This window comes from Halopseudomonas salina (genome assembly GCF_008641105.1).
Map to the genome: position 1 here is coordinate 291,809 of NZ_VTTI01000006.1, position 25,398 is coordinate 317,206.

Annotated in this window: 25 protein-coding genes; 13 read left to right on the forward strand and 12 right to left on the reverse strand. The window is 57.7% G+C overall.

Annotated elements, in window-relative coordinates:
• Positions 1-2: 2 nt before the first annotated feature.
• The 8 genes from fliM to FZF01_RS12245 all read left to right on the forward strand — a co-directional run bounded on the left by fliM (position 3) and on the right by FZF01_RS12245 (position 5,677).
• Positions 3-974, forward strand: coding sequence for a flagellar motor switch protein FliM (fliM, locus tag FZF01_RS12210; RefSeq protein ID WP_150278451.1), 972 nt, complete (start codon positions 3-5; stop codon positions 972-974).
• Positions 975-1,043: 69 nt separating this feature from the next.
• Positions 1,044-1,514 (forward strand): flagellar motor switch protein FliN, encoded by a 471-nt coding sequence (fliN, locus tag FZF01_RS12215; RefSeq protein ID WP_150278452.1) that lies wholly within the window; start codon positions 1,044-1,046, stop codon positions 1,512-1,514.
• The gene (gene fliO / locus FZF01_RS12220) at positions 1,514-1,942 is read left to right on the forward strand and encodes a flagellar biosynthetic protein FliO (protein WP_150278453.1); all 429 of its coding nucleotides are present in this window, start codon (positions 1,514-1,516) and stop codon (positions 1,940-1,942) included. The genes fliN and fliO overlap by 1 nt, the downstream gene beginning before the upstream one ends.
• Entirely contained in the window at positions 1,939-2,691 is a 753-nt protein-coding gene (gene fliP, locus FZF01_RS12225; RefSeq protein ID WP_150278454.1) for a flagellar type III secretion system pore protein FliP, read from the forward strand. Before fliO ends, fliP begins: the two co-directional genes overlap by 4 nt.
• Before the next feature lie 10 nt (positions 2,692-2,701).
• Positions 2,702-2,971, forward strand: coding sequence for a flagellar biosynthesis protein FliQ (gene fliQ / locus FZF01_RS12230; RefSeq protein ID WP_150278455.1), 270 nt, complete (start codon positions 2,702-2,704; stop codon positions 2,969-2,971).
• A complete protein-coding gene (fliR, locus tag FZF01_RS12235; protein WP_150278456.1) occupies positions 2,971-3,747 on the forward strand; it encodes a flagellar biosynthetic protein FliR in 777 nt (258 codons plus the stop codon). The genes fliQ and fliR overlap by 1 nt, the downstream gene beginning before the upstream one ends.
• A complete protein-coding gene (flhB, locus tag FZF01_RS12240; protein ID WP_150278457.1) occupies positions 3,747-4,886 on the forward strand; it encodes a flagellar biosynthesis protein FlhB in 1,140 nt (379 codons plus the stop codon). The genes fliR and flhB overlap by 1 nt, the downstream gene beginning before the upstream one ends.
• 77 nt (positions 4,887-4,963) lie before the next feature.
• On the forward strand, positions 4,964-5,677 hold the full coding sequence (locus FZF01_RS12245; protein ID WP_150278458.1) for an SIMPL domain-containing protein: 714 nt from the start codon (positions 4,964-4,966) through the stop codon (positions 5,675-5,677).
• Here FZF01_RS12245 and FZF01_RS12250 read toward each other — a convergent pair whose 3' ends face one another.
• Positions 5,678-6,061, reverse strand: coding sequence for a hypothetical protein (locus FZF01_RS12250; RefSeq protein ID WP_150278459.1), 384 nt, complete (start codon positions 6,059-6,061; stop codon positions 5,678-5,680).
• Between the two features lie 166 nt (positions 6,062-6,227).
• Here FZF01_RS12250 and zigA point away from each other — a divergent pair, with 166 nt between their 5' ends.
• The 3 genes from zigA (at position 6,228) to FZF01_RS12265 (ending at position 9,106) form a co-directional block, all read left to right on the forward strand.
• Positions 6,228-7,445, forward strand: a complete 1,218-nt coding sequence (gene zigA / locus FZF01_RS12255; RefSeq protein ID WP_150278460.1) for a zinc metallochaperone GTPase ZigA — start codon at positions 6,228-6,230, stop codon at positions 7,443-7,445.
• Positions 7,445-8,101 carry a DUF1826 domain-containing protein gene (locus FZF01_RS12260; protein WP_150278461.1) on the forward strand — a complete coding sequence of 219 codons (657 nt, stop codon included), beginning with the start codon at positions 7,445-7,447 and terminating at the stop codon, positions 8,099-8,101. Before zigA ends, FZF01_RS12260 begins: the two co-directional genes overlap by 1 nt.
• Positions 8,102-8,227: 126 nt before the next feature.
• Positions 8,228-9,106, forward strand: coding sequence for an alpha/beta fold hydrolase (locus FZF01_RS12265; RefSeq protein ID WP_150278462.1), 879 nt, complete (start codon positions 8,228-8,230; stop codon positions 9,104-9,106).
• Here the strand turns inward: FZF01_RS12265 and FZF01_RS12270 are convergent.
• The 5 genes from FZF01_RS12270 to ectA form a co-directional block, all read right to left on the reverse strand.
• Positions 9,103-10,677: a cation:proton antiporter domain-containing protein gene (locus tag FZF01_RS12270; RefSeq protein ID WP_150278463.1), complete on the reverse strand. Its 1,575-nt coding sequence runs from the start codon at positions 10,675-10,677 to the stop codon at positions 9,103-9,105. The two genes, FZF01_RS12265 and FZF01_RS12270, sit on opposite strands and share 4 nt — an antisense overlap.
• Positions 10,678-10,856: 179 nt before the next feature.
• On the reverse strand, positions 10,857-12,287 hold the full coding sequence (locus tag FZF01_RS12275; RefSeq protein ID WP_150278464.1) for an aspartate kinase: 1,431 nt from the start codon (positions 12,285-12,287) through the stop codon (positions 10,857-10,859).
• A gap of 128 nt (positions 12,288-12,415) precedes the next feature.
• The gene (locus tag FZF01_RS12280) at positions 12,416-12,814 is read right to left on the reverse strand and encodes an ectoine synthase (RefSeq protein ID WP_150278465.1); all 399 of its coding nucleotides are present in this window, start codon (positions 12,812-12,814) and stop codon (positions 12,416-12,418) included.
• Positions 12,815-12,826: 12 nt separating this feature from the next.
• Positions 12,827-14,113, reverse strand: a complete 1,287-nt coding sequence (gene ectB / locus FZF01_RS12285) for a diaminobutyrate--2-oxoglutarate transaminase (RefSeq protein WP_150278466.1) — start codon at positions 14,111-14,113, stop codon at positions 12,827-12,829.
• A 22-nt stretch (positions 14,114-14,135) separates the two neighbouring features.
• Positions 14,136-14,642, reverse strand: a complete 507-nt coding sequence (ectA, locus tag FZF01_RS12290) for a diaminobutyrate acetyltransferase (protein ID WP_150278467.1) — start codon at positions 14,640-14,642, stop codon at positions 14,136-14,138.
• Between the two features lie 286 nt (positions 14,643-14,928).
• Between ectA and FZF01_RS12295 the strand changes: the two genes are divergently transcribed.
• The gene (locus tag FZF01_RS12295) at positions 14,929-16,545 is read left to right on the forward strand and encodes a sensor domain-containing diguanylate cyclase (RefSeq protein WP_150278468.1); all 1,617 of its coding nucleotides are present in this window, start codon (positions 14,929-14,931) and stop codon (positions 16,543-16,545) included.
• Positions 16,546-16,589: 44 nt separating this feature from the next.
• On the opposite strand, the gene FZF01_RS12300 is transcribed toward FZF01_RS12295, so the two are convergent.
• Positions 16,590-17,360 (reverse strand): SDR family oxidoreductase, encoded by a 771-nt coding sequence (locus FZF01_RS12300; RefSeq protein WP_150278469.1) that lies wholly within the window; start codon positions 17,358-17,360, stop codon positions 16,590-16,592.
• A gap of 223 nt (positions 17,361-17,583) precedes the next feature.
• On the opposite strand from FZF01_RS12300, the gene speA reads away from it, so the two are divergent.
• Positions 17,584-19,500 carry an arginine decarboxylase gene (gene speA / locus FZF01_RS12305; protein ID WP_150278529.1) on the forward strand — a complete coding sequence of 639 codons (1,917 nt, stop codon included), beginning with the start codon at positions 17,584-17,586 and terminating at the stop codon, positions 19,498-19,500.
• A gap of 48 nt (positions 19,501-19,548) precedes the next feature.
• On the opposite strand, the gene FZF01_RS12310 is transcribed toward speA, so the two are convergent.
• The 5 genes from FZF01_RS12310 to FZF01_RS12330 form a co-directional block, all read right to left on the reverse strand.
• Positions 19,549-22,227 (reverse strand): S8 family peptidase, encoded by a 2,679-nt coding sequence (locus FZF01_RS12310; RefSeq protein WP_150278470.1) that lies wholly within the window; start codon positions 22,225-22,227, stop codon positions 19,549-19,551.
• A gap of 109 nt (positions 22,228-22,336) precedes the next feature.
• Positions 22,337-23,017, reverse strand: a complete 681-nt coding sequence (locus FZF01_RS12315) for an SDR family oxidoreductase (RefSeq protein WP_150278471.1) — start codon at positions 23,015-23,017, stop codon at positions 22,337-22,339.
• Between the two features lie 28 nt (positions 23,018-23,045).
• Positions 23,046-24,008 (reverse strand): alpha/beta fold hydrolase, encoded by a 963-nt coding sequence (locus FZF01_RS12320; RefSeq protein WP_150278472.1) that lies wholly within the window; start codon positions 24,006-24,008, stop codon positions 23,046-23,048.
• Positions 24,009-24,178: 170 nt separating this feature from the next.
• On the reverse strand, positions 24,179-24,793 hold the full coding sequence (locus FZF01_RS12325) for a BLUF domain-containing protein (protein ID WP_150278473.1): 615 nt from the start codon (positions 24,791-24,793) through the stop codon (positions 24,179-24,181).
• 142 nt (positions 24,794-24,935) lie between these two features.
• Complete coding sequence (locus FZF01_RS12330) at positions 24,936-25,382, reverse strand: hypothetical protein (RefSeq protein WP_150278474.1); 447 nt, start codon at positions 25,380-25,382, stop codon at positions 24,936-24,938.
• Between the last annotated feature and the right edge of the window lie 16 nt (positions 25,383-25,398).

Consider the following 25,398-nt stretch of genomic DNA (forward strand, 5'->3'; position numbering starts at 1 on the left):
CGATGGCCGTACAGGATCTGCTGTCACAGGACGAAATCGACGCGCTTTTGCACGGTGTCGACGATGGGGCAGTCGATACGGAGGTCGATTCCGAGCCCGGCTCGATCAAGAGTTACGATCTGACCAGTCAGGACCGTATCGTCCGTGGACGCATGCCGACCCTGGAGATGATCAACGAGCGCTTCGCCCGCTATACCCGCATCAGCATGTTCAATCTGCTGCGTCGCTCCGCTGACGTTGCCGTGGGTGGCGTACAGGTGATGAAGTTCGGCGAATATATACATTCACTTTACGTACCGACCAGCCTCAACCTGGTCAAGATGAAGCCTCTGCGCGGCACCGCCCTGTTCATTTTGGATGCCAAGCTGGTCTTCAAGCTGGTCGACAATTTTTTTGGCGGCGATGGCCGGCATGCCAAGATCGAAGGCCGGGAATTTACCCCGACGGAATTGCGCGTGGTACGCATGGTTCTGGACCAGACTTTTCTGGATCTCAAGGAAGCCTGGCAGGCAGTCCAGGAGGTGAATTTCGAATATGTGAACTCGGAAGTCAATCCGGCCCTGGCCAATATCGTCAGCCCGAGCGAGGTGGTGGTCGTGTCGACTTTCCACGTGGAGCTCGATGGTGGCGGCGGCGATATGCATATCACCTTTCCCTATTCCATGATTGAACCCCTGCGCGAAGTTCTCGACTCGGGTGTGCAGTCCGACGTGGACGATCACGACGAACGCTGGGTACGCGCACTGCGCGAGGAGATCACTGCGGCTCGCGTGCCGCTCAGTGCCACCGTGGTGCGACGCCAACTGAAACTCAAGGACCTACTGAGCATGCAGGCCGGAGATGTGATTCCGGTCGAACTGCCCGAGCATATGGTCCTGTGCGCCAACGGTGTTCCCACATTCAAGGCCAAGCTCGGTTCGGTCAAGGGCAACCTGGCGTTGCAGATACTGGGGCCGGTTACTCGGCCGCGTTGAACGCGAGCGCCAGACGTATTACAGAACTCGATAAAATCACGCCAATAATCAGCATTGAGGAATAACAAGATGGCCGATGACAAAACGTCCGGCGACGTAACCCCCGAAGAGCAGGCTCTGGCGGATGAATGGGCTGCGGCACTGGATGAGTCGGGCGACGCCAGTCAGGACGATATCGACGCCATGCTAGCGGAGAACGAGAAATCGCCGCGCATGCCGATGGAGGAGTTCAACGCGCCGACGATTCAGCCCGGTGATAACTTCGAGACGGGAGGCGATACGCCCAATCTGGATGTCATCCTGGATATTCCGGTGACCATTTCAATGGAAGTGGGAAACACCGACATTACCATCCGCAACCTGTTGCAGCTCAACCAGGGGTCCGTGGTGGAGCTGGATCGACTCGCTGGAGAGCCGCTGGATGTGAAAGTCAACGGTACTCTCATCGCCCACGGCGAAGTAGTAGTGGTGAACGAGAAATTCGGTATTCGTCTGACCGATGTGATCAGCCCTTCTGAACGAATCAAGAAGCTTCGCTGATGCCGGCCGCACGCATATCTGGGGTATGTACTCTGGTGCTGCTGTTTTCGCCTGCGGTTCTTGCACAGCAGGCGGCAGAGGGCGGTCAGATCAATGTCCTGGCGCAACTCGGCCAGCTGGCCTTGGGGCTGGTGCTGGTAGTTGGGCTGATATTTCTGATTGGTTACCTGATGCGCCGCGTGGGTCCCCTCGCGCCCCACGGCAGACAACAGATCAAGCTGGTCAGTAGCCTCGCGCTAGGACCGCGTGATCGATTGATCCTGATTGACGTTGCCGGCAAGCAACTGCTTTTGGGCGCTTCTCCAGGGCGGATAACGACTCTGCATACATTTGAAGAGCCTGTGGCAGAGGTGCCGGATGGGCCGGGGATGAACAGCGACTTCGCCAAAACCCTGCGCACGCTGCTCAAGCGGGAGCCACAGCCATGATCCGCTGGATGCTGCTGCTTATGATATTTCTGGCGCCCAATGTGTTTGCCCAGGGCGCGGGTGATCTGCTGAGCATGGATGCGATCACGCTGAGCACCGATGAGGAGGGTGGCCAGACCTATTCGGTCAGTCTGCAGATTCTGCTGCTGATGTCGGCGCTGACCTTCATCCCGGCGTTCGTCATGATGATGACCAGCTTTACCCGGATCATCATTGTCTTTGCCATTCTGCGTCAGGCCCTGGGTTTGCAGCAGACGCCGTCCAGTCAGATCATGATTGGTCTGGCCATATTTCTGTCGATCTTCATCATGGCACCGGTGTTCGAGCGGATGAACGAGACCGCACTGCAGCCGTATCTCAATGAAGAGCTTTCTCCGCAGCAGGCTCTCGAGCGAGCCAGTATCCCTCTGCGGGGTTTCATGCTGGCTCAGACACGCGAAACGGATCTGGAGCTTTTCGTGCGCCTGGCCCGCCGGGATGACATCACCAGCCCTCAGGAAGTACCTTTTCATATTCTGGTGCCGGCCTTTGTTACCTCGGAGTTGAAAACGGCATTCCAGATAGGTTTCATGATCTTCATTCCGTTTCTGGTGATCGACCTGGTGGTGGCCAGTGTATTGATGGCCATGGGTATGATGATGCTGTCGCCGCTGATCATTTCCCTGCCTTTCAAGATCATGCTGTTCGTGCTGGTTGATGGTTGGGCCTTGATCATAGGTACCCTGGCCGCCAGCTTTGCCGTGACATAGGAGCCGGACAATGACACCCGAAGTTGCTGTGGAGCTGTTTCGTCAGGCACTCTGGCTGACCACTGTGCTGGTGGCCATTATTGTGGTGCCAAGCCTGCTTGTGGGTCTGGTGGTTGCGATGTTCCAGGCCGCGACCCAGATCAACGAGCAGACACTGAGCTTTCTGCCCCGTTTGCTGCTGACCTTTCTCACCCTGATTGTGCTCGGGCCCTGGATCGTGACGCAGTTGATCGAGTACACCGACAGCCTGTATCGCAGCATACCAGGCCTGATCGGCTGATGATCGAGCTCTCCGGTGGGGATATCAGCCGTTGGGTATCCAGCTACATGTGGGTGTTTTTTCGTATTGCCAGTGTGATGATGACCATGCCGGTGATCGGGACGCAACTGGTGCCGGCGCGCATTCGTCTGTTTCTCGCCGTGGCAGTGACCTTTCTTGTCGCTCCGCATATTCCGACCCCGCCGTCCCTGGATCCATTGAGTCTGAACACCTGGGCGATTATTGCCGAACAGATACTCATTGGGGCCACCATGGGCTTCGTTCTGCAGTTGCTGTTCCAGGTCCATGTGCTTGCTGGTCAGATCGTTGCCATGCAGATGGGTCTGGGCTTTGCCTCGATGAACGATCCGACCATGGGGATTTCGGTCGCGGTGGTTGCCCAGGTATTTACCATGCTGACTACCTTGCTGTTTCTGGCTGTCAATGGTCACCTGGTAGTGATCGAGGTCCTGGTCGAGAGCTTCACCACCTTACCCCTGGGTGAGTTCTTTCTGGTCTCGGATTTCCAGGCAGTTGTGCTGCGTTTTTCCTGGGTCATGGCAGCAGCATTGCTGATTGGCCTGCCGGCTATTACCGCGCTGTTGATCGTCAATCTGTCCTTTGGCGTGATGATGAGGGCCGCGCCGCAATTGAACATTTTCTCGATCGGTTTTCCGCTCACCTTGGTCTTCGGGATATTCATACTCTGGGTTCTGATAGGCAGCGTGGGAGAGCATTACCAGATCGTGGTCTCCGACACACTGATCTGGTTGCGTGAGCTGGTGAGGGCTAGCTGATGTCGCAAGAATCGGATAGCGGTCAGGAAAAAACCGAAGACCCCACGGAGAAACGCCTCAAGGAGTCCCGTGACAAGGGCCAGATTGCCCGCTCCAAGGAGCTCAATACCCTCGCGGTAGTCATGTGCTCGGCGGTGGGTCTGATCATGTTTGGTCCCGCCATGTTCCGCCTGCTGATTGATCTGATGACCTATAACTTTTCCCTGGAGCGCGATGCACTCTTTGCTACTGACAGCATGGGCTTACATCTGCTCGAGTCGGTAAACATGGGGCTGATGATACTTGCGCCGCTGTTCTTCATTCTGTTTGTCGCATCTATCGTGGGACCGATCATGCTGGGCGGCTGGTTGTTCAGTGGCAAATCCCTGGCGCCCAAATTCAGCAGGATGAATCCGCTGGCGGGTCTCAAGCGGATGTTCTCACTGAAGGCTTTGGTAGAGCTGCTCAAGGCCCTTGCGAAGTTTCTGGTAGTGCTAGCGATGGCGCTGCTGGTGCTTGCCTTTTTTCAGAACGACATGCTCGAACTCGACAGTGAGCCTCTGCCCGATGCGATTGGTCACAGCCTGTGGATTCTGGGTACGGCATTGTTTTTTCTGGCGTGCTCTCTGATTCTGATTGCGGTGGTGGATATTCCGTTTCAACTCTGGGACAACAAGCAGAAGTTGAAAATGACCAAGCAGGAAGTGCGCGACGAATTCAAGGACTCCGAAGGCAAGCCAGAGGTGAAGGGGCGTATTCGCCAACTGCAGCGCGAGATGGCTGAGCGGCGGATGATGGGCGAGGTACCCCAGGCAGATGTGGTCATAACCAACCCGACCCACTTTGCCGTAGCTTTGAAATATGATCCGCTGAATGCGGGCGCGCCTGTTCTGGTAGCCAAGGGGGCCGACTTCGTGGCCCAGCGTATTCGCGAGGTGGCAACCGAGCACAATGTCGTGGTGCTCGAGTCCCCGCCGCTGGCGCGGGCGGTGTTTTACAGCACGGAGCTGGATCAGCAGATTCCCGCCGGGCTTTATCTCGCGGTGGCGCAGGTCCTGGCTTATGTATTCCAGCTGCGCCAATATCGGGCGGGTCAAGGCAAACGGCCAGGGCCAATGCCCAATCCGGACATCCCCGAAGACCTGCGAAAGGATGAATAAGCCGTTGCTGCCAAGGGAAGCTGCAGCGTATACATACCGCTCACAGTGGCGCGCTATTCAAAACAGGAGTTAAGGCAATGACAGGCAGATCCGGCGCAATATGGCAGATGCTGGCAGGCGCGTTTATCGCACTGGCGTTGGCATTCATGGCGGTCAATATCAAGAGTGGCATGCTGCAGTTCCGTGATGCTGACCGCGTGGTGAGTGTAAAAGGGTTGGCCGAACGCACTGTAAAGGCCGATCTGGCGCTGTGGCCGATCAATTTCTCCGTGCTTGGTAATGGCCTGGACCAACTCCAGAACGACATCGAGGCGCAGCAGAGCCTGATCAGGTCATTCCTGCTGCTCAAGGGGTTTGCTGAGGATGATATCCAGTTATCCATGCCCAAGATCACCGACCAGCACGCTAATGTTTATGGCTCTGCGCTGCCGGCGGAGCGTTACAGAGCAGACGCGACAGTGCTGGTCCGCACTGAAGATGTGGAGCGGGTCAAGTCGGGTATGCAGTCGGTTGGCGAACTGGTGAAATCGGGTGTTGCCCTGACCCAGAGCTACGAGTTTCAGCCCAGTTTCGTATTTACCAAGCTGGAGTCGATAAAGCCGGAAATGATTGCCGATGCCACGCGCGATGCGCGCGCCGCGGCAGATCAGTTTGCACGTGATGCCGAGGCCAGCGTAGGAAGCATCCGGCGTGCATCCCAGGGCTACTTCTCGATCGAGGACGTAGATCCTTTCACGCCCGAGACCAAGCGGGTGCGAGTGGTAACCAGTGTTGATTACATACTGCGCTAATCACTCCAGGCGCTGAATAACGAAGGGGATGAAGTTTTCCCCTTCCACTTCCTGCTCTTCACCCAACTCACACCACACGCGTTCAACCATCACCGGCTCGGGGAGGCTGACGTGAAAGGGTGGCATTTGCCCATTCACTTCCTCCAGAAAGGCCTGTTGGGCTTCGGGACTCAGACGGCTCAACAGCTCCAGAAGAATTTCCTGATCGAAGTCCAGGGACAGCGCATGGGCTTCACCCTCCTCTCCCCAGGGCACATCGAATAGCGTTGTGCAGAGCTCATGGCTGACAAAGTCGATTTCACTGAACCGGATCTGCAGAAATTCCACAGGTTGATTGGAGGCCAGTGCTTGCAATTGGTACGTCAAACCGAGATCGGGATTCATGTGAGGCCGTGGCAGTTGTGTTTGTATTTATCGGCATTCTAGCAGTTGGAGGTCTCGGCGCAGAGAGACCTGCTGTTTTATTTGCCTGAACGCCTTCTATCTGCCTGAGGAATAATGTTATGTTATATCAATATTAAACAATGTTGTCATAGTCGGAGTATGTCTGATGCAGCACAGTGATTCGTTATTGCCTGTCAGCGTATTGTCAGGATTTCTTGGGGCAGGCAAGAGCACGCTACTCAACCAGATTCTGCGTAATCGGGAGAACTTGCGGGTGGCCGTTATCGTCAATGATATGAGCGAGATCAATATCGACGGGAGTGAGGTCCAGCGTGATGTGACGCTCAACCGTGCCGAGGAAAAACTGATCGAGATGAGCAACGGCTGCATCTGTTGCACCCTGCGCGAGGACCTGCTGGAGGAAGTCGCCAGGCTCGCTGGCGAGGGACGCTTCGATTATCTGCTGATCGAATCCACGGGTATCTCCGAGCCGCTGCCGGTAGCTGAGACCTTCACCTTCCGGGACGAGCAGGGGCGCAGTCTCTCCGACCTGGCGCGGCTGGACACCATGATAACCGTGGTCGATGGGGTCAACTTTCTCAACGATTTCCAGGCTGCCGAGACTCTGGCCAGTCGCGGCGAGACGTTGGGTGAAGAGGATGAGCGCTCGATCACCGATCTGTTGATCGAGCAGGTGGAGTTTGCCGATGTCATCCTGCTCAGCAAGGTCGACCTGATATCCCTTACTGCCCGTGAGGAGCTGCAGGCCATTTTGCGTGGACTGAACAGCGAGGCCGAGATAATTCCGATGGTCATGGGCCAGGTGCCGTTGGACAAGGTACTCAATACCGGGCGCTTCAGCTTCGAGCGAGCGGCCATGGCCCCGGGCTGGCTCAAGGAAATGCGTGGCGAGCATGTTCCCGAAACCGAGGAATACGGCATCGCCTCCGGCACCTACCAGGCGCGCAAGCCATTTCACCCCGAACGCTTCCATGCCTTCCTCGCTCGCACCTGGGAAAACGGCAGGCTGCTGCGTTCCAAGGGCTATTTCTGGCTGGCCAGTCGGCCGTCCGAAGCCGGTAGCTGGTCCCAAGCGGGTGGTTTGATGCGCTACAGCTATGCGGGCCGCTGGTGGCGTTCGGTTCCCCGGGCGCACTGGCCAACGCAGGAGCAGGAGGTCGAGACAATCATGGCCAACTGGGATGCCGAGGTGGGTGATTGCCGCCAGGAACTGGTGTTCATCGGCCAGCACATCGACTTCGCTCGCTTGCGCCAGGACCTCGATGCCTGCTTGCTGACTGAGGAGGAAATGGCCATGGGGCAGGGTGCCTGGACGGCATTGACCGACCCCTTCGGTCCCTGGTCCGAAGAGCAGGCCGCCTGATGCATGCGGCAGATCAGATGACGGTACCCGCCTGGGTCCAGGCAGGCTCCATGGATACGCTGCTCGAGATCTTCCGCGACGAGATCAATCTGGCGGTATGGCAACGACCGCTGGCGACATCAGTGGAGCGCTTTTCCGACGCTCTGCTGCAGTGTGGTGGCCAGTTGGCCGAATCCCACACCCTGGATGTCATTACCGATGACTCGGGTAATTGTGCTGTGCGCATGCCGCGCCTGGCAGGGGCCATGAGTCATCTTGAGGGCTATGCCGACTTTGTTGCCGATGTGGCCCATCTGGTGGACGCTTTCGCCTGTCTGGTGGACGCGCAGATTATCGGCTTGCGCCTGCGCTCCCTTGAGCAGGCCATGTGCCCGCGCTGGCATGTCGATCATGTGCCGGTGCGGCTGGTGACTTCCTACGCAGGGCCGGGATCGGAGTGGTTGGCCGAAGGGCAGTTGCCGCGCGAGCATCTGGGCGGCCCGGGTATAGATCGCTACGCTCGGCATGTACACGGCCAGGCCCTGGGAGTCGGGGAGGTGGCGTTGCTCAAGGGGGAGCGCTGGCAGGGTAATACGGGTCGGGGCCTGATTCATCGTTCACCAGGCGTGCGGCAGGGCGAACGCCGCCTGCTGTTGACGCTGGACTGGCTGAAGTAAGCCAGGCGATTGCGCCAGTCATGAGACTGGTGTGGGGGCCGGGCTGGGCCTGTCTGAGTCCACAAATCGCTGACATCCGGGCGCTGGCCCTCTAGAATGCCGCTTTAAACAAAAGAGCCGCCCCCGATGCAGTTGCTACCCTGGAGTCACAATACCCGCGCCGGTTTTACTCTGAGAGGCTGGCATTCGCCGCCCTCCGGCAAGCCCCTGTTGCACTTCCTGCATGGCAACGGCTTCTGCACTCGCAGCTATGAGCTGATGCTCGAGCACCTGGCCGCGGATTTCGATCTGTGGTTATGCGATCTGCAAGGCCACGGGGAAAGCGACCATGGAGGGCGTTTTCTGGGCTGGAATCGGAATGCCGAGCTCGCTCTCGAGGCATTCTCAGCCGGCCGTGAGCGCTTTGGTGCGGTAGAGGCTTACGCGTGCGGACACAGCTTCGGCGGTGTTCTGACCAGCCTGATTCTGGCGGGTCATCCTGATGTGTTCCGCCGTGCGGTCCTGCTTGATCCGGTCCTGTTTCCTGTGTCCCTGATCGGGCTGCGTACCAGCCTGAGCCTGCTTGGCATGCGCCGCAATCCCATGGCCGATAGCGCGCGAGCCCGCCGTCACCATTGGCCGGACCGCGAGGCGGCCTACGCCGCACTGCATGGTCGTGGCATTTTCAGGGGCTGGGAGGAGGCTGCTTTTCGCGCCCACATCGATCACGCATTGAAAGACCATGACGAGCTTGGCGTCGAATTGAAATGCCGGCCCTCCCGCGAGGCCGAGGTGTTCGAGAGCATGCCTGAGCGCCTCTGGCCAGCGCTGAAACGCATCCGCACCGATACCCTGCTGATTCACGGTGAAAACACCTATCCGTTCGTTCTCCAGTCCGCTCGCAAGCTGGCTGCAAGCAACGCCCGGGTGACTTCACGTGCGACCCCGGGCGGCCACTGTTTCATGCAGGAGCACTCGGTTACAGCGGCGCAGCAGGTGAAGGCCTTTCTGCTTTCCAGTAATTAGTTTTGTTGGTCTTGCGGCGCTGGCTGACGGCTGATGATGGCGCGATTCACCTGCTCGGCCAGGCCGTTGCCTGCTTCGCTCATCGTCAGGTAGGCCAGGTCTGCCCCCGCTTCCAGAATGCGCTCGGCAATGTCTTCGTACATGGCGTGGGAAACGATCAGGCCTTTGAAACCACGGCTGCGCAGCTTCTGCACCGCGATGGTCTTGGCTTCGGCGTCGTTCATTGCCAACACCACAGAATGCACCTGGGGCATCTGCAAGCTTTGCCAGAACACCTGGTCCTCGGCATCGGCAAAAAGCGCCTGCCGTCCGGCAGCAATGCTTGCTTCTATGGCTACCGGGTCAGAATCCAGGCCTACTACCCGGTAGCCCTTGGTTGCGAGGCTATCGTATGCCGCGCGGCCGGTCCGGCCCTGGCCCATGATCAGGATTTCAGCGTCACCCAGCGATAGTGGCTGTTCGTCAGGATGTCGGATGTCCCGCTCGAATGGGATCAAGCGATTGGCCAGACGCTCGTAAAGCGGGTGCGCAAATCGATTGATGGGGGCGGAAAAAATGAACGACAGCGATACGGTTATCGCCAGAGGAATCAACCATTCGGGTAGGACCACGCTGGCAACAATCAGGCCAAACTCGCTGTAGTTGGTCAGGCTCACGCTGCTGAGAAAGGCGCTGCGCGCACGCAGCTTGAAGAGCAGAAACAGGAAAAAGAACAATACGCCCTTGAGCGGCAGCACCACGGCCATCACCAGGGCAAAGATAATGGCATCCGCGTCGGGCAGCCCGCCTATACCGATTTGCAAAAAGAAACCGACCAGGAATACTTCTTTCAGACTCCACAGTGATTGCGACAACTCGCCGGCACGTTTGTGGTTGGCCAGCATGGCACCAAAAGCCAGGGCGCCCAGCTCCGAACTCAACCCGACAGATTCAAAACCCACGCCACCAATAACCAGCGCAAGGAACAGGCCCAGCAGCACCAGCAGCTCTTCGTGACCACACATATCCAGCAAACGATAGAGCAGGGGTTTGAGCAGTGGTATCGCAAATACCAGAAGCGCCCAGGCGGAGGGGGAAGTGCCGCTGGCGATACTGATGACCAACAGGGCGATCAGGTCCTGCATGATCAGCACGCCTATAGCCACGCGGCCGTGAAAGGCCCGCAACTCGCGCTTGCTCTCCAATACCTTGGCGGCAAGTACGGTACTGGAGAATGACAGTGCGACGGCCAGCAGAATCGATTCGCGCATACTGATGTCCAGCAGCACCAGAATGCCGGGCAGAAAAATGACCGTTGATAACACGAAATGGATCAGGCTGCCGCCGATCACCTCTGGGCGTACCAGGTTCTTGAGCTTGAGCTTCAGGCCGACGGTAAAGAGCAGCAGCAGAACGCCCAGATGGGCAATGTGGGCCAGAATATAACTGTCCTGGGGGCCAACGCCGAAGGTATCGCCGAAAGCTGCCAGCGCAAAACCTGCCGCAAGGTAGCCAATCAGGGGTGGTAGTCCCACCTGACGCATGATCAGACCGAGGATGAAGGCAAAGGCGATCCAGACAGCTTCGATCAAAATGGAATTCCCGTTCTTTGTATTGTAAACCGCCATTCTAGGGGCGGGGCCTGGCAGGGGCTAGGGATCAGCCATAAAAAAAGCTGCAAGGTGTGCTTGCAGCTTTCTCTGGGTCGCTTGCCGTATTGCTCAGGCGGCTATTTCACGCGACATTTCATGCGACTGTTTCACGCGACATTTCATGCGATAGCTATTACATCGCCGTGGTTTTCGGGCTCGATGAGCGCGCGGTGCAAGGCAGCCACTGCAGCGTCGTAATCATCTTCATTGATAATACACTGCATTTCCACCTGGCGGATCGACTGGTGGATTGCCTGAATGCTGATATCGGCTGCGGCCAGCGCAGCGACCGTCTTGGCCAGAATACCTTTTACCTTCAGGTCCGAGCCGATCGCGGAGACGATGGCAATATTATGCACGTGCACTTCCGCCATGGGGTACTTCTCTTCGATCAGGCGTGCAGCGCGATTGATCATCTTCCGGGAACCGGACGCGTAGTAGGTGATGCTGTTGGCATCGGAATCCTTGTTAACTACATACAGCTTGAGCTGTTTGAGTAGCTTGGTTATCTCGATGTCATAGGCCACATCGCCCAGCATTTCCTGGTCGAATACCTCAAGACCAAAGACGTCCTTGCGACCGGCGATAATCTCTACGCAGGGCTTTTCGCTGCAATAATCCTGGCTGATCAAGGTGCCCGCATGATCCGGCTCGAAGGCATTCTTGATGCGTAGCTGTATGCCCGCGCGACGCAATGTACGTGCCGCCTTGGGATGGATTGCTTCCATGCCGAGATTGGACAACTGATCGGCTACGTCATAATTGGTGCGGCCTATGGTGACCACATTGTCCAACCCAACCAGGTTCGGATCGGCACTGGAAAGGTGATATTCCTTGTGGATCACCGCTTCGCGAGCGCTGGTTGTGGCAGCAATCTGGGCGAAAGTGATTTCACTGTAGCCGCGGTCGAAAGTATTCATCTGACCTTCACTGCAGTGGGTATAGCCTGTGGCTACCACCAGCTCCTTGCTCAGGTCGATCCCGGCAAAGCTGTCCTTGATCATTTCCAGAAACGGTTTGGGTTCTGCCTGGTTCCAGCCCGTGAGGTCGACCAGGCGGGCGTTGACGCCATACTTCTTCAGGGCCAGGACTGTATTGAAAGCACTGTGTGCTTCGCCCAGTGAAGCCAGCATCTCGCGCACCTTCATCAGATGCTCGGTGAGCTGAAAGTGGCCATAGGTGCACAGTTGCTGCAGGCTGAGCATGCAGTCACGAACGTCACCTATGCGGCCTTCAATAAAGCGATCAGCTGCCTGACGCTCATATTCACCGCTGAACAGTTCGGCGTTCTTGGCCTGCATGCTGACCAGTACCGCATCAAGCGCGTCCAGCCAGGCATCTTCGTTCTGTGCGTCGGCAAAACGCTCGTAGACGCCGGGCTCACCGGATTTTTTGTGTTCCAGCAGCAAGTTGGTCATGCCACCGTAAGCGGAAACCACAAAGACGCGATTATACAGCTCGCTTTTCTTGCGGTCGCCAATGAAAAGGGTGTCGAGTACTTCATCAAAGCGGCTCATCGAGGTGCCGCCGATTTTTTCTACTGTATGCATAATTCTCATTTTGCGTTGGTGAATGTTGCTCGCATCCCTCGCGGGTGCGGGTGACTTCTTACCAACGGCTTCAGCCGTCGCTGCCGGCGCAGACGCATAGTCGGTGCGCCTTTGCCGGCGGCGGGCAATCAGCCAGAAACGCTATCATCAACCGGATAGACGCCATCCTTGTCGTGCACTTCCTTGCCGCTCAAAGGCGGATTGAATACGCAGGCCATTTTCATGTCGGTCTTGCCGCCACGCAGCCAGTGCTCATCGTTCTTGTCGAGAATGTAGAGCACGCCTGGCTCGATCTTGTAGACCTTGCCATCCGAGATAGTTTCGATCTCGCCGTCACCACTCATGCAGTACACCGACTCAAGGTGGTTCTTGTACCAGATGTGCGTCGTGGTACCGGCATAGATGGTAGTGATGTGAAAGGAAAAGCCCATATTGTCGTCTTTCAACAACATGCGGGTGCTTTCCCAGTTATCCGACTTGACCCGGCGATCCGAGGCTTCGCAATCCTTCAGTGTACGTACGATCATATTCCGTTCTCCTCAAGATGCCTGTTCGGCAGTGTCTTCGTTCATGACTTTCGCAAATGCTGCTTCGAGAATCGTCATGGCTTGGTCGATCTGTTGTTCGGTGATAACTAGCGGGGCGAGGCACTTGACTACCTGGCTGTGATTGCCGCTCGTTTCAATTACCAGGCCATGCTGGAATGCTTCGCGGCAGATTGCTGATGCAATCTCACCGTTGGGGCAGCTGATGCCGACCATCATGCCGCGACCCTTGACGAACAAGGAATCGGGGCCGTGCTTGCGGACGATCTTCTGCATCCGTTCCTTGACCATTTTGCCCTTGGCCTGGACGCTCTTGGCGAACTCGTCAGTGGTCCAGAAGTGCTCCATGGCGGCAGCTGCGGTGACGAAGGCCAGGTTGTTGCCTCTAAAGGTACCGTTGTGCTCGCCCGGTTCCCACTGGTCCAGCTCCCGACGCATTACCACAACCGCAAAGGGCAGACCGTAGCCGCTCAGCGATTTGGACAGGGTAATAATGTCTGGCTGAATGCCCATGCCCTCAAAGCTGAAGAAAGTACCAGTACGGCCACAGCCAGCCTGGATGTCATCGGCAATCAGCAGCATGCCGTGCTTCTTGCATAGCTTCTGCAGTTTGCGCATCCATTCGGCTGATGCGGTATTCAGACCGCCTTCACCCTGGACCACTTCCACAATAACGGCAGCGGGCTTGTCGATGCCGCTGCTGGGGTCGCTCAACAGTTTGTCCATCATCGAGATGGTGTTCACGCCTTCACCGAAGTAGTTGGCATAGGGCATGCGGCTGACGTCGGTCAGCGGGACGCCTGCGGCACCACGGTGATGCTGGTTGCCGGTCACGGCCAGTGCGCCAACGGTAACGCCGTGGAAGCCATTGGTGAAGCTGATGACGTTATTACGGCCAGTTACCTTGCGGGCGAGCTTCAGCGCGGCTTCTACCGAGTTGGTACCGGTAGGGCCGCTGAACTGGGTCACGTAGTCACCGAAACCGCGCGGCTCGAGAATGATCCGATGAAACGCCTCGAGGAAGGTCTCCTTGGCACCTGAATACATGTCCAGACCGTGGGTGATGCCGTCGTCGGAAATATAGTCAATCAGGGCCTTTTTCAGAACCGGGTGGTTGTGGCCGTAATTCAGCGTGCCGGCGCCGGCTAGAAAGTCAATATAGTGCTTGCCTTCGCTGGTGATCAGTTCCGCGCCGCGCGCCTGTTTGAACAGGACGGGGAAGGAACGGCAATAGCTGCGGATGCCGGACTCATGTTTTTCGAATTGTTCGAAGTTGCTCATGGTATCTCCTGATATCAAATTCTTAGGCAGTCGTTATTGCAAAAGGTCCTGCGCGGTAGAGCACTTCATCGTCATGGTGACCGTTGAAATGCGTTGCGCTGGAAAAGAGAACACTGGTTTCGTACTCGGCACCGAGTTCACGGAAGGCTTTCTTGAACAGCGCTTCGGATCCTTCGTTGCCGGGTGAAATAGTGGTTTCAATATGGTCAACACCTTCGGCTGCGACGCGCTTGACCAGCGTCATAAGCATCTTGAGCGCCAGGCCCTGGCCACGCATGCGGCTATCTACAGCAACCTGCCAGACAAAAAGCGTGTTGGACCGGGCCGGGGGACGATAGCCGGAAATGAATCCGACCAGATCTCCCTCGTCGGTGAGTGCGGCGATGGCGGTATCGCGAAAATCGCTGCACTGCAGCAGGTTGCAGTAAACCGAATTGGTGTCCAGCGGCTTACAGCGCTCCACTAATTCGTTCAGGGCAAAGCCGTCTGTGGCCTCTGGTTTTCTAAGTGTTACGGGTGTCTGCGTCATGGGTGTCCAATATTTACGTGTAAATACTTTATACATGATAAACATATATGAAAAATTATCTCAACCCGCTGTTAAAGGCACGTACAGGGCAGGTTCCTTGCTCATATAATATTTATAGCTGTTAAATAGATTCGTCATATTTGTATGCATGGCGGCATGAGTCAAGGGCTGCAGCCGGTTCTTCCGGGGTCGTTGTGAGCGGGTAAACCGGGTGCTCACGGTCGTATTTGACCCCCTCGCGCAGGTATAATTCGATAAATTCAAAGGCCAAATGAAGGATTCCATGATGGCCCGCAGTACCAGCCTTCGAACCCGTCTCGCTGCGTTGATCGCGTTGATCGTGGTCCTGCTGAGCTGGTTGCTGGGTACCTTTATCAACGTTGACCTGTCCCAGCGACTGCGCGAGGAGTCAGGTCGTGAGCTGGTGGAGCTGGCCTATCAGATGGGGGATCGGCTGGACCGTGATATGGCAGCGCGGGCTTCCATACTCGAAGTACTTGCCCAGCTAGATGCGTTGCGTGAACCGGACGCACGGCAGGAGCAGATCCGTTTGCTCGATCAGCTTAGCGCGAAGATGCCTGCTCTGGCCTGGATAGGTCTGCTGGATGCACAGGGCACTGTCTCTGTCGGTAGTGACCGAATTCTAGAGGGCATCAATATTGCCCACCGCCCGGTTTACCGCGAGGCATTGGACGGGTTGTTCATTGGTGATGTCCACGAGGCGCTTCTGTTGCAGAGCCTGTTACCCAATCCGTCCGGTGAGACAATGAAGTTCGTCGATATCAGTTGGCCAATGCGCGACGACGAAGGTCGGTTGCTGGGTGTGCTGGCTGCGCATCTTTCCTGGTCCTGGGCGGGGGAAATCAGCCGATCGCTGCTGCGTGCGACTCAAGAGCGCCGTGAAGCGGAGTTTTTCGTACTTGCCTCTGACGGCGCTGTCTTGCTTGGGCCCAAAGACTGGGTTGGCAAGCAGGTTGAGGATTTTCTACCGGTTTCGGGCAGCAAGTCAGCCGGTCTGTGGCAGGTCGTCGAATGGCCGGGGGAGGCGAAGTACCTGACAGGTGTGGCGTTTGCCGATGGTCATGGGGATTATGCCGGTCTGGGTTGGGTCGTGGTGGCCCGCCAGCCCTTGGCCGTTGCCGATCAACCAGCCGAAAATGCGCAGACGTTCATATTTTTTGCGGGGTCGCTTCTGGCGCTGGTTTTTGCTATCGCAGGCTGGTTGATGAGTGGCTATCTGACCGCTCCACTCAAACGCATCGCTCGGGCTGCAGATCGCCTGAGTGCAAGAGAGCATGCAGAAATTCCGGTCATCAGGGGAGCGCGCGAGATCGAGATCCTGGGCGCTTCTATCCGGCACCTGGTAGAGGCATTGGGTCACCAGGAGAACCGGCTGGACGAGATGTCCGAACTGGCGCTGACTGACAGCCTCACCGGCCTGGCCAACCGGGCCGCATTCGAGCGCTTTTTGCTTAGTCACGATCCCACGCTACCCTTGGCTCTATTGTTCCTTGATCTGGATGGATTCAAACGGGTTAACGACGAAATGGGGCATGCGGCAGGTGATGAGTTGTTGGCGGTTGTGGCCGAGCGTCTGCAGTCCAAGGTGAGAGACGGCGATTTGCTGGTGCGGTTGGGAGGGGACGAGTTCGTCATTGTGCTGGTGCCGGGTTCCGGTGATATCCAGCGTATTGCTCGTCAACTCGCTGATCGCACCCTCAAGGCGGTCAGCCTGCCCGTAGCATTGGAAGCGGGTGAGGCTCGCGTATATTGCAGTATCGGTGGAGCCTTCTGGCCAGAAGATGGAGCGACAACCGATGAGGTTCTCGAGTGCGCGGACAGGGCGCTGTACCGGGCCAAAGCCAAGGGCAAGAATGTGGCAGTGTTCAGCTCGGAACGCTAAGCGGTCATGACAGCGGCACATTGCGCACCGCTGCCGATACAGCTCTAGAGTGTAAAGCCCCCATCAATGGGGATGATATTGCCGGTCATGTAGGCTCCTGCGGTGCTGGCCAGCATGATAGCCAGGGCAGCCATCTCCTCCTCACGTCCCCAGCGCTTCATGGGGATAAACTTGCAGTCCTCGGCCAATGCCGCTGGATCACTCTGGATGTGGCTGGTCATCTTGCTCGGGAAACGTCCCGGCGCAATAACGTTGACATTGATGTGTTCGCCGACCAGCTCCTTGGCGAGCATGCGCGACAACTGATGCACCGCTGCCTTGCTTGGCCCGTAGGAATAGGCCTGTTCGCCGAAGGCACTGATGCCGGCAACAGATCCGATGTTGATCACCCGGGCCGGGCTCGTGCCCGAACCGGCTTTGCGCAGCAGCGGCAGCAACTGCTGGATGCAGCTGAATACCGAGGTCACGTTCAGTTGCATGACCTTCTCCCAGCCTTTGACTGGAAATTCCTCCAGGGGCGCACCCCAACTGGTCCCCGCGTTATTGACCAGGATATCCAGTTGCTGGCAGTGCGCCTGCAAATCGGTATACAGCTGACGCGCGCCCTCCTCGGAGGATAGGTCGGCGCTCAGTGCCAGGCACTCACCGTACTGGCCCAGCTCCTTGGCTGTCGCCTCGCATTCGTCCAGCTTGCGGCTGCAGATAATGACGCGGGCGCCAGCCTCCAGAAACCCCCTGGCGATCATCTTGCCGATTCCACGGCTGCCGCCGGTCACTAGTGCGGTGCGACCAGCCAGGCTGAAATATTGCTGCATGATAATGCTCCTTGATTGCTAGGCCCTGCGGGCTCAATAGATGTCAGGCACATTAGCGGTTGAAGAGTATTCAGGCCAGAGGGCGCGGGGCTCCATCGATATGGTAAATAGGTTGCCATCGCGCTGTGCGAGCGCGCGAGATTGCCCGTTTTGCTTTATCCTGTAGCCTGTTTTTCAGATTTCAGGGTGCCCATGCGGCCCCATTCAGGAGGTGGAACAGATGGTGTCACAGCGACGTTCGCGCAAGGAAGACGCATCAGACTGGACGGTTGCAGACAGCCGCAGCGTTTTCGGAATCCGTCACTGGGGTGCCGGCTATTTCAATATCAATGAACAGGGTCACGTTGATGTGATGCCCCGCGGCGCAGATGGCCGTCCTATCGACCTGCATGAACTGGTAGCGCAACTACGCGAGAGCGGATTGGACTTGCCGTTGCTGGTGCGTTTTCCGGATATTCTGCAGGACCGGGTCCGTCAACTGACCGGCGCATTTGATCGCAGTATTGCAGAGCTTGATTACCGCAGTGGCTACACCGCGCTGTATCCGATCAAGGTCAATCAGCAGGAGGCGGTGGTGGAAAATATCATCGCTACCGAGAACGTCTCCATCGGACTGGAGGCTGGTTCGAAGCCGGAGCTGATGGCTGTGCTGGCATTGGCGCCCAAGGGCGGCACCATCGTCTGCAACGGCTACAAGGATCGCGAGTTCATCAACCTCGCACTGATCGGGCAAAAGCTTGGGCATAACGTATTCATTGTTATCGAAAAAGAGTCCGAGGTTCGTCTGGTCATCGACGAAGCCGAAAGGTTGGGCGTGACGCCGCAGGTGGGTTTGCGTGTGCGGCTATCCTCGCTGGCTTCAAGCAAGTGGGCGGATACTGGTGGCGAAAAATCCAAGTTTGGTCTGTCCGCGGCCCAACTCCTGCGCGTGGTCGAGCAGTTCCGTGATGCCGGTTTGCAGGAAGGGGTACGTCTGCTGCACTTTCACATGGGCTCGCAGATTGCCAACCTGGCTGATTACCAGCACGGGTTCCGTGAGGCGATACGTTACTTCGGGGAGCTGCGGTCCCTCGGCCTGCCAGTAGATCATATCGACGTGGGCGGTGGACTTGGCGTCGATTACGATGGCACGCATTCGCGTAATGCCAGCTCGATCAACTATGACGTTGGCGAGTACGCACACACCATCGTCAGCATGCTGAAGGATTTCTGTGAAGCGCAGGATCTGCCCCATCCGCACATCTTCTCCGAGAGCGGACGGGCAATGACGGCCCACCATGCGGTGCTGGTGGTTCAGGTGACCGACGTCGAAAGGCACAATGACACTGTGCCGCCGATCGACGATCTAGAGAGCTTGCCGCAGGTTGTACGCAATCTTGTCGGGCTGCTCGATCACAATGACATCGAGATGGTTACCGAAACCTATTGGCGCGCTACCCACTACATGAGCGATGTGGCGGCCCAGTATGCAGAGGGCAAGCTCAACCTGTCCCAGAAGGCCCTTGCCGAGCAGTGCTACTTCGCTCTTTGCTCGCGCCTGCATACACTACTCAAGGCACGCCAGCGCTCGCACCGGCAAGTACTCGATGAGTTGAACGACAAGATGGCCGACAAGTACATCTGCAACTTCTCGGTGTTCCAGAGTCTGCCTGATACTTGGGCAATCGATCAGGTGTTGCCAATCATGCCGATCAATCGTCTGAACGAGGAGCCCATGCGCCGAGCGGTGCTGCAGGATCTTACCTGCGATTCCGACGGCAAGATCCGCCACTATGTGGACGAGCAAAGCATCGAGAACAGTCTGCCGGTTCATGAGCTGCGCGAAGGCGAGGACTATCTGCTGGGGATATTCATGGTCGGCGCCTACCAGGAAATTCTCGGTGACATGCACAACCTGTTCGGCGATACCGATTCAGTCAACGTCTACCTGCGCAGCGATGGCAAGGTGGTGCATGGCGGCATCGAAACCCACGACACCATCGAGGACATGTTGCGCTACGTGCATTTCGAGCCCGATGAGCTGGTTACCCGGTATCGCGACAAGGTTGCCGGCGCAAAGCTTACCTCGGTCGAGCGTGCACGTTTTGTCGATGCCCTGCGCCTGGGTCTGACCCGCTCCTCCTACCTGACAGCCGAATAAGGCTCCGCGGTAAATCAATGGCAGGCCTCGCAGAGGCCTGCCCACCACTCAAAAACGTTGCTGCCATTGGCCCATGAGAACCTGCATGGGTGGCGCGTCCGCCTGATGTCCAGGCTCTCGGATGCCCAGCCAGGACAGCTTGACGTCCCTGTTGCCCGGCAGACGCTTGCGCCAGAATGCCTCGAGATTCATCTGACGTCCGTCAGGCGCGAGATTCAGAGTCAACGACTGCATGTCGAACAGGTTGCCGTTGTAGCCGGTGGCGACGTTGACGCGGGTATCGGCAGATTCAACTCGCAGGGGCTGCTGGAACACCAGCCCCAGGTCTTCGCTGCCGCGGTTATAGACACCTGACACTAGCCAGCTGCTGCTGAGCACTCGGCCCAGGTCACCGAACAGCCCCGCGCCATCCACTTGCGTCTGGCCCATATAGCCCGCATGCTCGATCGCCAATGCGCCCAGGCGCATATGGCCCCGCACACCGGCATACAAGGTCTGACTGGAGCTGGACAGATCCAGTGCCCCGCGCCCGCGGCTGTCGAACAGGCCATCACGACCCCGCAGATAGCCCGCTTCGAGGGTCGCCGCATAGGTGCTGGTGGTGCTACTCAATCCGATAGACATGCCGTGACGCAGGGCGCTGGCCGCACTGGTGATTTCAAGGCTGGCGTACCCGAGAGGTATCCGTTGGCGCATGGCCAGAGCCTGCTCTCCCTGCTGTTGCAACCAGAATGGCGAGGCCATCCCGGTATCAAGTTGGCTCAATCCGGACAGGGAGGCCCGGTCATCGAGCATATCCATACTGTCCACCTGACCAATCGAAAGGGATTGACCGTTGCCCTGGCTAAGGGTCATTACCAGACTGTCTTCCCGGCCCTCTGCGGAAAACCGGGTAAAGCGCTGCTGGTCGCGGATTTCCGTCGCCTGGCTACGACTCAGTCTGGTGAAGCCCCGGCCACTGTCATACCGAAAGTCCCGTGGCGTCAGCATCTGACCCAGGTCTATCGCAAAACCCGCACTCAACTGGTCGGTAGTCATCACCTGCAGGCCGGCCAAGGGGTTGGCACTGCCGAAGGGGGCACCCAACACCAGCGCGGAGCCAGCCACCGGTAAGGCCTTGCCGTTTGCGCTGACCACAGTCAGCGTGCCCACTGGCCGAGTAGCCAGTTCCAAGTCAAGCAAGCCCTGGCCATAGAGGCTTGTGTCCGCGTATCGACCTTCCTTGTTGGCAGTGTAGAAGAGCCGCTGCACAACCTGATCGCTGGACAGGGTCGGGAATGCCTGGCTGACTACAGCCAGTGCACCCGTCACCGCAGGGGTTGCCATCGAGGTGCCAGAGAACCTTCCATAGCGGTCGTCGCCCAGATTGATACTCGAGACAATGTCGGTACCCGGCGCTACCAGGCACCACTGCGCCGCGTCTCCGCAGGCGTTGGAAAACGATGAGAGAACCCCGGTATTCGAATCCACGCTGGCAACGGCGATCCAGTGGTTTTGCAGCTCGGGATACAAGGAGGGAAGTGCTGCAAATACCAGGGGCTGATCCAAATCCTCATTGCCGGTTGCCCAGACATACACGCGCTGATCAGCAACGCCGGTCTGCCATTCGGCAAGGAGTGCCGGAAATGCGCTCTCGATGGTGGCCCGCCCGGCGTCGGCTACGGTGACATCGATGCCCCAACTGTTGTTGAACCAGCGGGCACCGTTGTTGCGCGCCCAGGCAAAGCCGGTAGCCAATTGCTGGTCAGAGGCAGTGATTTCGTCGGCGTCATTGGTGAAGCGCACGTTCAGCAACTGCGCCCCGTAGGCGTAGCCAACAGTCCCGGTGTTGTTGCGGCGTGCGGCCAGGATGCCGGCCACGTGAGTACCGTGGTCACCGCTGTCGCTGCCGGCCTGGGCCGAGGTCTCGTTGGTCAGCACGTTATAGTGACCCGCTATCTGACCGTTCAATTCGATGTGCGTACTGCGCACGCCGCTGTCGATTATCGCGATCCGGCTACCGGCGCCGGTAAAGCCACGCTCGTGGGCGATGTGGCCGTAAGTCAGATTATAGCCGTTGGTAAGTGCGTGCTCGTTGGACAGGGGCAGCAGCTTGTCGGCGGGGTTCTCCGGTCCTGGCTCGGGCCCGTACTCCGGGGTTGGGTCAGGGTCGGTGGGCTCGGGGGCGGGCTCCTCGGTCGGCGGTGGGGTAGGCGAAACGGGTGATGTGGGCAGGCCGGGAGTTTCATCGACAATCGGATCCTCGACAGGCGCGCTATTTCCACCGCCACCACCACCACCACCACCTGCTGCTGCGGCTATACCCGCTACTGCCGCACCACCCAACAGCCAGCCGGTACTGATGCCGCCGTTGTTACTGGCGTCGGCAGATGCGACAGAGGTAACGGAGGATGCGCCGTATCGGCTTTGCAGCATCTGCTCGAGCAGCGCTGACTGGGTAGTGCTGACCATGCCGAGCGTTTCCACGTAGACCGACAGGCCGGCCTCACGGCTGCGGTTTATCATCGGGGTTGCGGCAGTGCGCAGGGCCAGATCCGATCGAGCTGCCGCATCGAGAAGGTTTTGCAGTTCAGCAGAGCTTATCCGGTTCTGGTATCCGGGATAATTTCCTGCCGCCGCTATCGCTTCAGCCAGGGGTGAACCGCTTTGCTGGGCCAGTAGCGTGGTTGGAAAGGCCAGAGCCAGAGCGGAGGTCAGGCAAGCCAGACGCAGGGTAGTAGCCGACATGGTGGATTCCCTTCTTGGTTCTTATTTGTCAAAACCATATCAGAGTCACATGACAACTTTCCTGTAGCGCAGCCCCTTTGTTTGACAAGCTGTGACCGGATACCGGATTTCAGTCAGCCCAACCGCCGCAAACGGGAAATACCTGACCGACGAAACAGTTTGCCGCATCGCTGCAGAGATACGCAGCGAACTGTGCATCCTCATCCGCAGTAACCAGACGACCCAGGGGGACCTCCCGTTTTACCCGCTCCTGAAAAGCGGGGTTGTCCTGGATTTCCTGCGGGAAGTAGGTTGGGTTATCGACAAAGTTCTGGGCAATCGCATTGACCTGAATGTTGTGCTTCGCCACTTCCACCCCGACTGCGCGCACGTAAGCCAGTTGCGCACCCCGTGCGGCACTGTAGCTGGACGCCCGCTTCATGCCGCGCAGTGCCGAAGCGCTGCCCATAAGCAGGACCTTGCCGCGCTGACGCTCGATCATGCCCGGCAATACGGCGCGAACCAGGCGTTGCAGGGGATCGACCATGCGCTCGAACATCAATCGCCATTCGGCATCGTCGACTTTTTCAGCGGGGGTGGAGGGTGCCGGTACGCCGAGATTGATCAGCAGTACATCCAGCTCCCCGCTTTGCGCAATCAGTTCGTCTGCGGCATGGGGCTCCACCAGGGTGGTGGTGCTGGAAATGACATCGGCACCACACTGGATGAGTGTCTGCTTCAGCACCGGGCCCATGAATACATCTGCCTGGGTCAGCAAGATTCGTTTGCCGGCTAGATCGGGAAATGCCATTGACGATGCTCCTGTTGCGTTCTTTTTTTCAATAATGCTGATGCAGGAAGGCGAGTAGCAGTTCATTGACCTGCTGTGGCTTTTCACCCTGAATCCAGTGGCCACAATCATCCAGCACGTGTTGCTCCACCAGCGGCACCACAGCCGGCATCTTCTTGATTGTATAGGCCTCTAGCTCCCCCACAGGGTCCTGATCCCCAATCAGAAAGAGTGCCGGCTGCAGTATCTTCTGGCCGGCGAGCCCGGCGGTACGTTCCCAGTTGCGCTCGAAGTTGCGATACCAACTGACCGGACCGTGGAAACCGCTTTGCTGGAAGGTTTTCACATAGACCTCGAACGCCTCTGGCGGGCACCAGGCGGGCGGGCTTCCAGGATCGATCCGGTCATCCAGCCAGCGGGCGTCGGCCGGCTTGTCCTGCACCAGGGTACTGCCGCCGGCGGTACCGGACATGCCATGCATCATGACGCGCATGGTTCGAGGTATATCCTCGGCCATCTCCGCCTCTGCCAGGCCAGGTTTCTGGAAGTACAGCATGTAATGGAAGCGGTCCTGGTAAAGCTCGCGCATTACCTCGATGGCCGGTCTCTTGGGGCGACCGCCAAAGGGTACCGACATGCCGCAGACAACCTTGACCCGCTTGGGTTCCAGTAGCGCCAGGTGCCATGCAACAGGTGCGCCCCAGTCGTGACCGATCATGGCGACCTGCTCATGCCCCAATACCTGCATGGCTGCCTGAATATCAGCGCATAGGGTTATCAGGTCGTAAGCGCCAGGATCGTTAGGGGCACTGGTTTCACCGTAGCCGCGCATTTCAGGTACATGTACGTGATAACCCATGGCTGCCAACGCTTCGATCTGATGACGCCAGGAATACCAGCACTCTGGAAATCCGTGCAGTAGCCAGACGGGGCGGCCATCCTGCGGACCTGCGGTATGCAAACTCAGGCGGATACCGTTTACATCGAGCATCTGGTGTTCAGTTGGGCACATGGGCGCTCCGTGGCTGCGAAGGGAAGTTTCACCCGCTACTATCGCAAACATCGCTTTGCCGCGCCGCTGCATTCACTGCCCGAAGAGCCGACCATGCATAGGGGCTATGGGTTAGGATATTCAGCAAGGTAAGGTATTCACCCTGGCCAATGATATGAAATCGTCGTGGATCAGACCAGGCCGAGGGCAATCAGCAATGCGCACCCACTGATGACCAGCGCAACGATACTGATCACAAGGCTGAGCTTGGCGGTTTTATCTGGCACCGGTGGCGGAGAATCGGGGTGCGGGTCCGTCATTGCCAATACGGTACGCGCAGGCGCAGAGGCGCGGGCCTCGACCACCGGGATGGTTGGGTCGGGTACACCTTGCAGCAACTGCATCACGCGTTCGACCAGGTGGTGATCGAAGCGATAGGGGTCAAAAGTATCGAAGCCGTGCTCTTCCAGTAGCTTGAGCATGTGCTCATCGACGGGGACATACTTCATCGACCAGTCAGGGAAGGAGAGCCGCTTGATCGGCTCGCTGGCAAGCACTTTCAGATCCTTATGGCGAGGGTCCTTGAGCAGAGTCTTGTAAAGAGCCTGCACCTTGGAGGTTTCACCCTCCAGACACTGAAAGAAGCAGCCATCGCCATAGTACAACATGCCGACCAGCCCGTTCTTGCGATTGTTTGTGCGCGAAGTTGACAGTATTCGCGCTACCGTGGGTTCGATTCCGTCATTGGCTTTGGATATGGGAAAAGTGGCGCGGCTTATATAGACAATGCGAATCAGATCGGTCATTCAGACACCCGGGTAATCTTCATTTTGTTGAGTGCAGGATAGGCTGTAACGATCCTGAAAAGGTGTTAGTTGTATTTCAAGAAACGTCCACGCTCAGGACTCTGCAGCACCACCTTGATGTTCTTTTTGATGGCCGAAGGCCTTATTCGTTCCGGACCGACAGATGAAATTGACCACCTTGTGCTTCAAGTGGTTCAAGTCGCTTCTGGCACAAGCGCAAATCAGCCAGTAGACCTGGAACGTCAATCTGATCCACCGCACTACTCGTACCACGTTCCAGGTGATGAATGGCCGCTTCCAGACTCGCCATGCCGAGGGCTGCAGAATGCCAGACAAGGTCTTCTATCGCCAGAACCATACCCGTCTCGGAGTCGGCTTCAATTTCCCCCGGCGTTTCTCGCGCCATCAGATTGGCCGCATCTTCCAGTTCAAGCAGGCTGATATCGACAAACCCGCTGATCCGACTCACTCCCAGGCTGCGGCACAACTCGTCGAGTGCAGCCAGATGCCTGAGCATGTGAATCAGGTTATGTTGATCCTGCTGGAATTCACGGCCTTGCAGTGTGGTCAGCTGCAATCTGTCGGGCATGGTAAGTCCTGGAGAG